The sequence below is a fragment of the Bacillus siamensis genome (assembly GCF_051628075.1).
Classification (GTDB): Bacteria; Bacillota; Bacilli; order Bacillales; family Bacillaceae; genus Bacillus; species Bacillus siamensis.
The window spans coordinates 1,742,951-1,756,357 of record NZ_CP155579.1 but is presented as its reverse complement, the minus strand read 5'-3'; the positions used below and the strand labels follow the sequence as shown (position 1 = coordinate 1,756,357).

Sequence of the window (13,407 nt, the reverse complement as noted above, 5' to 3'; positions counted from 1 at the left end):
TCTCTATTTAAATGCTTTCCAGAACATTTTCTTGGCAGGAAGCTCTTGTTTCTTCACCGGTGCGTCAGGTTCTTTTGCGAGAGCCTTACGTCTTAATGACGGTGCCGGCAGCGGCTTTCTTTTCAGTCGGGTATCTTTTTCTTCCCAAGCTTCCAAAATGACGTGGGCGTTCGTTCCGCCGTCGGCAAAGCAGTTGATGGCCGCAGACGGTCTGGCTGCATCCCATTCGCCGGCTGTTTTATCAAAATACAAATCGGTCTTTGTTATATCAAAATGCGGCATCGGTTCATCCCCTGAGAGAAACGGAACCGTTTGTCTGTGTTTCAGCATTAATACGACTTTAATGAAGCTTGCGATGCCTTCTGCGCAAAGCGGATGCCCGATGTTCGGCTTGATTGACCCGATGCCGAGCGGGACATGCTGACCTGAGCGGTATACGGATTGAATCGCCTTCAGCTCAAGTAAATCAGTCACAGCGGAACCCGATCCGTTTGCTTCGATATAAGTGATATCCTCCGGCTTCTTACCGCTTTTTAAAAGCGCGCTTTTCATAACGTCTTTTTGCGCCTGAACATTAGGGGCTGACGGTCCTGCCGTTCTGCCGTCATTATTCATGGCGGCGGCCTTAATGACTGCGTGTATCGTGTCGCCGTCTTTTTGCGCCTGGCTTACCGTTTTTAACAGCACCATGCCCACCCCTTCTCCGAGGACAACTCCGCCTGAACGCTTATCAAATACATGAAATGCCGGTTCTTCGTTTAACAGCCCGCGCTCTTGGAACATCCGGTGCGCCGCATCCGTGTTCAGCATACTGACACCGCCGACTACCGCTATTTTGATATCGCCGCTTCTCAGTGCCTGTACGGCCATATTCATTCCTGTCAAAGCCGATGAACAAGCCGTATCAAGCACGATGCTCGGCCCCCGCAGGTCAAAAAATTGTGAAACGTTTGCAGCTAAATAGTTCTGCCCGCCCGCAACGATCGGATTGCGTGCATTCGCAAGGCTTTCAGGATCAGGCTGATGCTGGCTGCGGCCTCCGATATACACACCGGCTTCTATGCCCTTGATTTCTTCACGGGTATAGCCGGCATGGCACCAAAGCCTTACGCTTTCTTCCAGCACCGCCAATGCCTGAGGATCCATCGCTTTCGCGTCGTTTTCCGGTATGAAAAAGAAATCGGAATCAAAGTGATCCACATGTTCAATCAAGCCCGCAACATACTGATTTTCGTAACCGAATCGTTCGGCCGGCACGGAGCCGATCGCGGACCTGCCGCTTCTCAGCAGATCCCAATATTGTTCTAACGATTCAGCTCCCGGAAAGCGGCAGCTCATTCCGACGACGGCAATGTCTTCATTTTCGGCATATCGGTTTTGTTCAGCTTGAACGGTTTGCACATTGGCGGGAACCGCGGTTTCTGTATCAGATTCCTTCCTTGTGAGCAGCGGCTGACTGTTGGATACAAGCCATTCGGCAAACGCGTCAATCGTCGGATGTTCATATAAAACAGACGGATCTAAGTCCTTTTTGAGTGCTTGATTCATTTGCTGTAAAAGCTGCGCTAAAATGATCGAATCAACCCCGTAATCCTGAAACGGTTCGTCTGTCTCCAGTTCATCCGGAGCGATTTTCAGCTCATCAGAAAACAGTTTCACAAGCCACGCCTTCGTATCAAGAAGAAGGTCTGAGTCTGATTGTTTTTCCTCGATTTGACCGTTTTTTTCTGCTTCTGTCTCTTTTTGTTTTTTCTTTTGACTGAGCAGCATGTCAGGATGCCATCCGCTTCGATCAACGATGGCCGGCAGAACGGCCGGGCGGATGTTTTCAGACAAAATGCGGTCCAGCAAGTCAATCCCTTCCGCATTCGTCAGTCCTAAAAGTCCGGTCTGCTTCAGGCTTTCTGTGCGGACTTCACCCAATCCGGTTTCCTTCCAATTCGGCCATTGAATGCTGACCATCGGATATTGGTGCTGATGAGCAGCCGCGAAATAATCCATGTACGCATTTGCCATCGCATAATCCGACTGCCCCGCGGCAAGCGCCGGTACGACAGCAGATACGGAAGAAAATAAGACGAAGAATCGCAAAGGATCATTTGTAAAAAGGCTGCTTAAGGTTTGAAGCCCGGCGACTTTCGGTTCCAGCACTTCTTTTATGTCGTCAGCAGTCTTTCTGATAAACGCCGGATTTACTGAATTAACCGAGCCTGCACAGTGAATGACCCCGCCGATCGGTCCCATCGTGCGCCGGATCGTTTCAATTTCCGCTGCCGCCGCATCACGGTCAGACAATTTCAGACTGATGACCGCTACTTGCACACCTTTTGCCTCAAGCGCTTCAATCGCCCGTATTTTCTCTTTCATCCGTGTATTCACAGCTGACCGTTCATGACGGGGAGGAATCGGCTCCCTGCCTGTCAGCACCACTTTTTTCACGCCGTGTTTTTCTGTGAAATGGCGCGCGCACAAAAGACCGAGCCCTCTCGTCCCTCCGGTAATGAAAAGCACATGGTCTTCCGGGAACGATCCGGACTGTTGTTCTGATCGCTCCCATTTTGGAATCTCCCTGAATACAGCGCGGTATCTCTGTCCGTTTCGGAGGCAGACTTCCGGTTCTGTGCTGTCCGCTGAAAATTCATCCGCAATCTGTTTGGCAAGTGTCTGCTGATTTGTATCGGTATCGGCATCCATGTGTCTTGATGTCACGTTTTGATACTCACTTTGCAGCATTCTGTACAGGCCGCTTTTTGCCGCTCCTGCGAGATGAATCGTTTTCTGCTGAAACGGCTCCAAGCCTTTTGTTACATACAGCAGCGTCAGCGGCCGCGCTTGACGGCGGCTTGTATCAATCAGAGTCTGGAGCCGGCTGATCCCTTCCAGTGAAAGGTCTTCGTCTCCGCAGCCTGTCAGATCGATTGCGCCATCTATGCGGCTCCAATCGCTAGCTGACGTGTCAGCCGAATCGATCGGGAGAATGAACGAGTCATCGAAATGCTTTGCAGTCTCTTCGGCAAGTCCCCTTGTCCTTGCATCAGCCAGAATCATGACCTTCTGAACGCTTTTTTCACCGGCAGACTCGATCTCACACGGAACCCACTGCTTTTCTAAAAGTACAGCTTCGCGCCGGTCTTCCGTTTCCTCCGATGCGGATTTCACTTGAGGCAGCCAGTACGGCTCCTTGGCAAACGGGTAAGCCGGCAGACTGATTCTGCGTGGTTTTTCGTCTTGATAGAGCCTGTTCCAGTCCACGTGAAGCCCTTTTGCCCACAATTCCGCTATATTGCCGTATTTTTTCTTATCGAACCATGACCTGACAAGCTGCTTCAGATCATCGTCCGTTTCAAATGCTTTGATTTCTTTTTTTGCCGTTTTGATGTGGGCTTCATATATCCCTTCACCCGTATTGCCGTATACAAAATCGGTTAAACGGCTGATCAGCTCTTCTCTCGAACCGGCTGTAACCGCAAGACGGCAGTCCATTGCGTCACGCCCGGTTTGAAGCGTGTACGCCATATCTGAAAGATTGATATCCTGATTGGCTTTTGCAAAATCGATCATCGACTCGGCATAGGCTTTTAGCTGCGGCGCTTTTTTCGCCGACAGTACAAAAATGTTTGTCTCATCAGGCTTTCGGCTGCCCCGGTCTTTCGGCTGGTACTCTTCAATGACGAGATGAGCGTTTGTGCCGCTGTAGCCGAATGAGCTGACACAGGCCCGCCGCGGTGCTCCGCCTGTTTCCCAAGGTTTGAGTTCGGTATTGACAAATAAAGGCGAGTCATCGAAATCAAAATGTTCATTCGGCGTGCTGAAATGAAGACTCGGCACAAGCTTTTGATGCTTCATCGACAGCAGGACTTTCTGGACGCTTGCTACGCCCGCCGCCGCCGACGTATGTCCGATATTCGATTTAACCGAACCGATGGCGCAAAATTGTTTTCGGTCCGTTTTTTCCTTAAATACAGAAGATAAAGCTTCTAATTCAATCGGATCCCCCTGCTTTGTGCCGGTGCCGTGCATTTCCGCATAGGTGATGCTCTCAGGGTGGATGTTGTGCGTTTCATACACTTGGTGCTCTAAATCCATTTGGCTTTTCGCGCTCGGTGCGGTAATGCCGTTTGTTTTTCCGTCCTGGTTAATTCCGGATCCGATAATGACTCCGTAAATATGGTCTTGATCGGCTTCCGCATCTTTCAGCCTTTTCAGAACGAGCGCCCCCGCGCCTTCGCCAGGCACAAATCCGTTTGCGCTGTTATCAAATGCTTTGCATTGTCCGTCAGGAGACAGCATTCCGGCTTCACACATGCTGATGTATGATTCAGGCGTTATATACAAGGTGACGCCGCCGACAAGCGCCATGTCAATTTCATGATTCAACAGCGCCTGACGCGCCAAATGAGTCCCGACAAGAGACGATGAGCATGCCGTATCGATCGGAATCGCCGGCCCTTTCAAGTTGAGATAATACGCCAGGCGGGCCGCCGCGATGCTGAAACTGTTGCCCGTTGCGCTTCCTCCTGTCTGATGTTTATTTAACATCATGCCGTATTCATTGTTCATAATCCCTAAATAAACGCCGCAATTTTTCCCGCTTAATTCTTTTGAGCTGTAGCCCGCATCTTCAAAGGCTTTAAAGCCTTCCTGTAAAAATATCCGGTGCTGCGGGTCCATAAGTTCCGCTTCAGACGGAGAAATATTAAAAAACAGCGGATCAAAATCTTCAATGCCGTCAAGCATACCGATTGATTTGCAGTATACTTTGCCCTTCTTGTTTAAGGCCGGATCATAGTATTGGTTTACATCCCAGCGGGAAAGCGGGATGTCGCGAATGGCGTTTTTCGCACGCACTAAATTGTCCCAATACGTCTTAAGATCCGGTGCGTCGGGGTATTTGCCCGACATGCCGACGATAGCTATCGCGTCCGCCATCTCGTCATTAGGCTCCTGTTTGGCCTGCACCGGTTCAAGTTCCTTTTGAACCGTTAATCTCTCCGGCTCGGCAGGTGTTTTCTCCTGCGGGGCGTCTTGCTGCGTAAGCGGCTTCGGACGTACGGGAACCGCCTGTTTTTTTCTACCGCGGACGGACGGCTGCGTGCGCAGAAAATCGGCAAATTGACGGATTGTCGGATAATCATACACTTTCGTTACGTTACAGTCCGTGCCGTACCGTTTATTGACGGCTTTTATCCATTCAAGCCCGGTAATCGAATCCATGCCCAGATCAATAAAGGCTTCATCAATATCTACTTCATGCCGCTCCATGTACAATACATCAGCAAGTGCTTTTGATAACTCGTCATGCACCGCTTCAATCTGTTCTTCCGGTTCGGCGGAAGCTGCCGTTTCAGACATTGCCTCCAAAATAGCCGCTTCTGCTTGTATCACCGGCTGCTTATGAGCGTTTAAAGGCTGCAGAAGTATGTTGGACGGTTTGTTCACGGCCTCTGTTTTCTGCGGTTCGGCTACTTCTTCAACGATTGGTTCTGTCCCGAGCTCTTTTTGCAAGAAGACCGCAAACTGGCGGATGGTCGGATAATCATATACTTTCGTCACCGTAAGGGACGTGCCGTACGTTTTATTAACGGCCTTTATCCATTCAAGACCGGTGATTGAATCCATACCGATATCAATAAAAGTGTCGTCTGCGTCGATATCGCCGGGATCCATATATAAAACGTCTGCCAAACTTTCCGTTAATTCGGCACTTACTTTTTCAGCGGAAACCGCCGGACGGTCAGCGGACTGTGCCATTCTTTTCGGTCCCGCGCCGCTCAAAGGCTGCAATGTAATATTTGACGGTTTTTCTTTCGCAGTCTCCTCGGAAAGAGGTGCTGCTTCAATGACCGGTTCCGGGACGGCCTCCGGTGCGATCGGTGCAGGCTTTGTTTCCACCGGTTTTTTGACAGCTGCATCAGCTGATGTGTCGATCCAATAACGGTCCGTTGCAAACGGGTAAGCCGGGAGACTGATTTTTTGCGGTCTGCCCATTTGATACAGCTTATCCCAATTCAGCGGAAGGCCCTTTACCCAAAGCTCTAATACCTTTGCGGCTTTGCCTTTTTCAAGCCATGCCTCAATGGTTTTTTCCATGTCCTCATCAGCCGCAAACAGCGCCATCGTGTCTTTATTCTGTTTGACTTGTCCGCGGTAGAGCTGATCAATTGAATCTTTGCCTCCCGTAAATCCGTCAAGCTTTTCTTCAAGCTCGCGTAAATTGCTGACAATCAGACCGAGGCGCTCTTCCATCGCTTCACGGCCGGTTTGAAGCGTATAGGCGATCCGGCCCAGATCCGCTTCCCTGTAACGCCTGCTCCGCAGTGCATCAAGAAGGCGTTTCGCCCGTTCTTGAAGCCGTTTCTCATTTTTCGCGGAAAGAATGATCATCGATGGATGAGGTGCGGCAAAAGCCGTCTCCTTATCCACATCAGCGGTATATTCTTCGATGACGATGTGAGCGTTGACGCCGCCGGCTCCGAAAGAGGAAAGCCCCGCGGTTCTCGGCAGTTCCTTATCATTTATGACCGGTCTTTTCCACTCTTCAAGCGTCTGCTGCACTTTAAACGGCGTACTCGGAAAATCAATATTCGGGTTAAGCGTCCGGGAATGCAGTGACGGCGCAAGCTTCTTGTGTTTCATTTGCAGCAGCACCTTCGTCAGCCCCGCGATGCCTGCTGCGCTTTCACAGTGCCCGATATTGGATTTTGCTGAGCCGATGGCGCAAAACTGTTTATCTTGTGTTTGTTCTGAAAAGACTTTTGTCAGACCCGTGATTTCAATCGGATCGCCGAGTGAAGTTCCGGTGCCGTGGGCTTCGATGTAGCTGACCGCCCTCGGATCGGTTCCCGCGTCTTTTAACGCCTGTTTGATTACCGCAGCTTGGGCGTTCGGATTCGGGACGGAATACCCGTTTGTTTTTCCATCATGGTTCACGGCCGTTCCTTTGATCAGGCCGTAAATATGATCACCGTCCGCTTTCGCTTTAGAAAGCGGCTTGAGGAGTACGGCGCCCACTCCTTCACCGGGCACATAACCGTCTCCGCCTTCTCCGAAACTTTCACATCTGCCTTTGCTTGATAAAAATCTGTTCTGGCCGAGCATCAAATATTTATTCGGATGGATGGATACATTGACGCCCCCGGCAAATGCCGCCTCGCATTCCCCGTTCCGCAAGCTTTGACACGCCAGGTGAATGGCTGTTAAAGAAGAAGAGCACATCGTATCAAGAGCCATGCTCGGACCGTTAAAGCCGAATACATAGGAAGCCCGATTCGCGATGGATGACGGATTTCCGGTCAAAGCGAGCGATTTTCCGCGCGCCTGTTCTTCGGCTCCGTAAAGCTGGTATTCCTCATACATGACGCCGACGTAAACACCGACATTGGCGCCCTGCAGGTCACCCGATTTTCCGGTCAGCTTTTTGCGCGTATAACCGGCATCCTCCATCGTTTCGTAGACACATTGCAGAAATAACCGCTCCTGCGGGTCCATCAATTTTGCATCCCGGGGTGAAATAGAGAAGAATTGCGGATCAAATTTGTCCACGTCTTTCAAAAATCCTCCCCATTTTCCGTACGTCTTGCCTTCTTGATCTTTATCAGCGTCGTAATAAAGGCTGTGATCCCAGCGGCCGCTTGGAATTTCGGTTATGCAGTCAACGCCTTCACTTAAGTTCTTCCAAAATTCCTGGAGATTTTCGGCCTGCGGATATCGTCCTGATATACCGATAATCGCGATATCCTCACGCTCCGGCACTGGATTTTCCCGCGTGTCTGTGCGGACTTGCGCAAAGCCTTTTTTGCCTTCACTGCGATAGGATACAGGCTTTTCTTCTGTTTTCTCCTGCAGATCCGTTTTGGCTGCAGGGGGTTCTTCCGTTTTCATCCCGGTCACTTCCAGCAGCGTGCCGCGGTGAGCTTTCATAAAATATTGCGCCAGCGATTCGATATTCTGGTACTCGAAAAACAATGTTTTTGACAATGAACCGAAGCTCTTTTCCAGCCGTCCCGTCAAATGCATAATCATAATCGAATCAATTCCGTAATCTTCCATAGGCGCCTTGGCGTCAATGCTGCCGACAGGAAGTTTGGTTACTTCCGAAAGCACCTGTTTCAAGAAATGCTCCGTTTTTTCCGCAAGCATGTTCTCTCTGCCTGATGAAAAGCCTGCCGGTGCTTCTGGTTCGCTTTCCGTTTCTTCTTGATCTTCCGCTGATTTTTTCAGAAACGCCCTGATTTTTGCGGCGTAGCCTTCGGTCACCATGATCTGGGATGTCTTTGCCGCCCACCCGCGGTACAAAGCTTGAATGCCGTTTTCTGTTTTCATAGGGACCATGCCGCTTTCTTTTGTCAATATGGCTTCCGTTTCGGCGTCAACCGTCATCCCGCCGTCTTTCCAAAGCGGCCAGCAGATTGAAAGAGTGTGTCCATGGCGTTCATTTCGGGCCTTTTGCCGGTTTCTTTTTTCACTGAAAGCGTTCATAAACGCATTGGCCATCGCATAATCTGCTTGGCCCGCGCTTCCGGCGCTTCCCGCTCCGGAAGAGAAAAGAATCAGAAAATCAAGCTCTATGTCCTTACATGCTTCATCAAGATGAACCAGCCCGGAGACTTTCGGTGCCAGCACATCACGGATTTCATCCTTGTGCTTTTTCAGAATATAGTTGTCTTTTATCGTTCCGGCGCTGTGAATGATACCGTTTAAGCCGCCGTACTGCCGGCAGATGTCCGCTGTGAGCGTTTGAACTTCTTGTTTATCCGTTATGTCCGTTTGTTTGTACACAGCTTTCGCGCCGAGATCGGACAGTTCTTGAAGCTGGGCTTTTTTACGGTTATCCAGCAGAGAACGCCCCGTTAAAATAAGAACGGCGTCTTTTGCATGCCGGGCGATTTCTTTGGCGAACAAAAATCCGAGACCGCCCGCACCGCCTGTGATCAGATAAACACCTTTATCCTTCCACGGCTTTTCGGCGCCCAACTGTTCAAGACCCGTTTCCTGCCATTGTCCCGTATAGCGCCTGCCGTTTTCATAGCGAATATGCTTGTCATCAGGATGAGCGCTGCATTCTTTTACATATCGTGACAGCGTGTCTGCCTTGACGTCCGGCTCCGCTTCAATCAGCTGGCCGGTCAGGTTCGGGTTTTCAAGCGCCGCTGTTTTCAAAAGCCCCGTTAAGCCGCAAAGGAGCTGCGTATCAGCTTCTTGAGGCACGACAATCTGAATAAGCTCGCGCCCGCCGGAATTTGAAGCGAGGATTTTCTTCACTTCTTCAAAAGCCTGAAGCGCACAGGCTTCAAACCGTTCGTCTTCACTCTTATGCTGATCACGGAGCACGTGACAGCTGAAGTCTGTCTGTATGCTGTTCATCTGTTCTGTAAACCGGTCAGATATCATCACGTGACGGGCTTTGAAATGGATTGGCGCTTTTTCATGTACAGCGGCCTTCTCTTCCCATACGTGTTCAAAAAATAGTGTATCTGTTTTATCCGTTTCAATTTCCCGTGCGGAATAACCAGTCATTTTCACACATACATTGCCTTGTTCGTCACATACATCAATATCCAGCTTCTGCACGGCATCTTCAGGCTTGCTATCACCGCTGTACGCAATGGAAACCCACATATTGCTTTTACAGCTTTTCAGCACATCAATCTGTTCGAGAGCAAACGGCAGCATCGGCCTTATATCAGTTCCGTCTCTATCAAGCATCAACCCGATTGTCGCGTGGAATGCCGCATCCAAGAGGCTCGGATGGAGGACAAACTGATCTTTTGTATGAGAAACAGATGACGGGAGGGAGAGTTTTGCGAGCACTTCGCTGTCTTTTGCATAGATTTCCGTGACCGCTTTATGAGCATCCCCGTATTCAATCCCCATCTGTTTATAAGCTTGATAGCAAGCGTCAGGTGTGATCAGACGGCGTGATTCTCTCAATTTGTCAATCTCGATTTTCGCCGGTTCGCCCGCCCGGACAAACGCCGCGCTTCCTTGCGCATAGAGAACGGGCTCTTGTTTTGATGAAACCGATTCACGATAAACCGTAAATCCCATCTCCCCATTTTCTTCGTCATAAAGACGGAGATACAATTCTGCGGACTCATCCGCCGCTGTAAACGGGCGTATCCATACGACATGCTTCAGACGGACTGTTCCTTCTTCCTTCGTTTCTGCCGCGTGTTCAACGGCTGCCCGGACCATTTCCAGATAAGCCGCGCCCGGTAACGTCTGCTCGTTTTTGACGACGTGATCTTTCAGGAAAAACTCTCCGCCGCTAAAAGAGGACCGAAAACGGACGCCTGACATGTTTGATACATTTTCATGCAGGAGCGGGTGCAGCATGCCTGCATTTTTTTGCGGCAACGAATCTCTTTTCTCCGCCTCGGGCACCCAATACCGTGTTTTTTCAAACGGATAAGTCGGCAGGCTGATCCGATTCGGTTTGTTTTCACCGTATAAGAGATTCCAATCCATCGTTCCTCCGCCGGCCCACTTCTCAGCAATCATCTCCAGACTTCCGGAAGAAAGCCATTTATGTATCAAGTCCGGCGCAAGCTCTGCCTGTTTCGTTTTATCAGCTCTGTTCCGCCAGCATCCGCCGGCCGTTTGACCCGCCAGAAAACCTCCCAGCCGTTCTTTAAGCTGTGTTATATTCTGTGCGGTGAAAACAACCCGCTCCTCCATCTGCTCACGGCCGACCTGAAGTGTATATGCCGCATCCTCAAGCGGCACGCCGGGATGAATAAATGCAGACAGCTTCGCAACATACTCTTTAAGCCGTTCTTCATTTCGGGCGGAAACCGGGAAAATGAATGTCTGTCCTTCCGCAGGTTCAGCATTTGTTTTGTGTGATTCTTCCGGAATAAATTCTTCCAGGATGAGATGCACATTTGAACCTGTCGCCCCGAAAGAACTGATCCCAGCACGCCGCGGATATACGGTCTCGTTTCCGTCTTCCGTCACTGAAGGCTGCTGCCATGCTTCGGTTTGATGCTGGACATAAAACGGTGATTGTTCAAAATCTAAATACGGATTCAGCTCCTCGGAATGCAAAGACGGCACTAGCGTTTTATAGTAAAGCTGCAGGGCGGCCTTGCTTAAGCCGCTGATGCCCGCCGCCGATTCAGCATGGCCGATATTGGACTTCACTGATCCGATGGCGCAGAACTGCTTGTCCTGTGTGTACTGGCGGAACGCCTTGACAAGGCCTTGAACTTCAATCGGATCGCCGAGAGACGTTCCGGTCCCGTGCGCCTCAATATAACTGACCGTGCGCGGATCGATTCCCGCTTTATCCAGGCATTCCTCAATTAAATCGGCCTGCGCGACCGGGCTCGGCACGGAAATTCCGCTCACTGTCCCCACGTGGTTGACGGCACTGCCCTTTACTACCGCGTAAATCCGATCTCCGTCTTTTATCGCTTCTTGCAGCGGTTTTAATAAAACGGCACCGATTCCCTCAGCCGGTACATAGCCGTCTCCGTCTTTCCCGAACGTATGACAAACCCCGTCTGTTGAAAACATGTCCCATAAACCGTATGTCAGATATTTATTCGGATGCAGCGACAAGTTGACGCCTCCGGCAACCGCCGATTCACATTCTCCGCGCCGAATGCTCTCCGCAGCAAGGTGAACCGCAGTCAGCGAAGATGAACAGACCGTATCAACCGCCATGCTCGGCCCGTGAAAATTGCAAAAATATGAAACTCTGTTTGCGATCTGCGCATAATTAAGAGATAGCGGGAATACATGATCTTCCGAAGAAGCCTCAGCTCCGACCAACGTATAGTCCTTGTGCATCACCCCGGCAAAGACGCCGACGCGCTGTCTCTTATTTTGTCCGCGCGCCTCTGCGAGCGACTTCGGCGTATATCCGGCATCCTCAATCGTTTCCCAGCATGTTTGTAAAAACAGCCGTTCCTGAGGGTCCATTGTTTCAGCTTCCCGCGGCGTAATCCTGAAAAATTGAGGATCAAAGCAATCCGGATCATCAATAAATCCGCCCCATTTTGAAATGCTCTTTCCGGAAGGCGACTTTACATTTTCAAATCGGCGCCAGTCCCAGCGAGACTCCGGAATTTCGGTGACACAGTTTTTTCCTTCTTTCAGGTTTTCCCAGAATTCGTGAATATTTTCGGCCTGCGGATAGCGGCCGGCCATCCCGATAATGGCGATATCTTCATCTTGCGCCACACTGCTTTTCCGCCTTTTTTCTGTTTGCGGCTGCTTCTCCATTTTTGCCGGAGGTGCGCTGAAATGGCTCCCGTGCTGCTCAGTCAGGAAAGCCGCAAGCTCTGCTGCCGTCGTATATTCAAACAGCAAAGTCGGTGAAAGGGTTTCGCCGATTTTTTCGCTGATCGTTTCGACGACGTCAAGCAGTCCGGACGATGTCAGCCCCATTTCATAGTAGCCGACTTGAGAATCAATCTGTTCAAGCGGCTTGCCGATTTTTTCCGCCATCAGATTCATGACATACCGTTCTGCTTCCTCATGCAGGTGTCCGCCTTCAAGCGATGCCGCAACTTCCGGTAAACCGGCTTTTTCAGGAGGTTTCTCAGCAGGCTTTCGGTCTGTATTGATCAGCTCGGCATCCCGCACGAGCTTGCTTGTGAAATCTTTCAGCTCGGCTACTTTCCGGCCGGATGCGTTAAAAAACTCCAGTGTAATGTAAATGAGCTCCTTTTCCTGCCGGAGCGACGAACGTTTGATTCTCGTGATGCATCCGCCCTGCAAAGGTTCGGAAGCTGTAAAAGATTCATAGAAAAGAGGCAGAAACAGCCTCTTTTCCCCATTTAACAGCGATGAAATCAATAGGTTTGCGCCGACGCCGCTTCCGTCAAGAAGAGTCGGATGGAACAAAAACCCTCCGGCCTGCCCCATCGCGTCTTTTCCGAGCGATAAATCAAAGGTGACGCCGTCCCGCTCCTCAAACACTTCTCCTTCTGCTTTCATATATCCGCTGTGAACCAATTCCTGGCTTCTGCATTGTGCATACAGCTCATTTAAATCGATGGTGCGTTCCGCCTCGCGTTTGACAGAGTCAAGATCAAGCGTGTCACTGAATACTGCGGGAGCCGTCTCATGCATTTCCGCTTTGACGTAAATACGTTCGTCCGGCTGCACTCGTCCGCCGCCCATCTCAGTCCCTTTTGCGGTCAGTTTCCAGCGCCCTTCTTTTACCTTTGCACATTCAACCGTAAGCTTGACGGCGCTGTTTTCTTTCGCAATAAGCGGCTGATATATGGATAAATGGCGCAGCTGAAGCCTGTCATATGAATAGCCGCGCTCTTTGAAAATCTGATAAAACATATCAATATAAGCCAATCCCGGAAGGACTTTTTCTCCGTAAACGTCATGATGTAAAATAAACGGATTTTTCAGCGATAAAGTGATTTGCTTATTGAAGTTCTTCAC

General features: G+C 50.3%; 1 protein-coding gene. It reads right to left on the bottom strand.

Features of this window, described 5'->3' with window-relative positions; genetic code table 11:
* Positions 1 to 3: 3 nt before the first annotated feature.
* Entirely contained in the window at positions 4 to 13,407 is a 13,404-nt protein-coding gene (locus ABDB98_RS08820) for an SDR family NAD(P)-dependent oxidoreductase (protein WP_438421974.1), read from the bottom strand.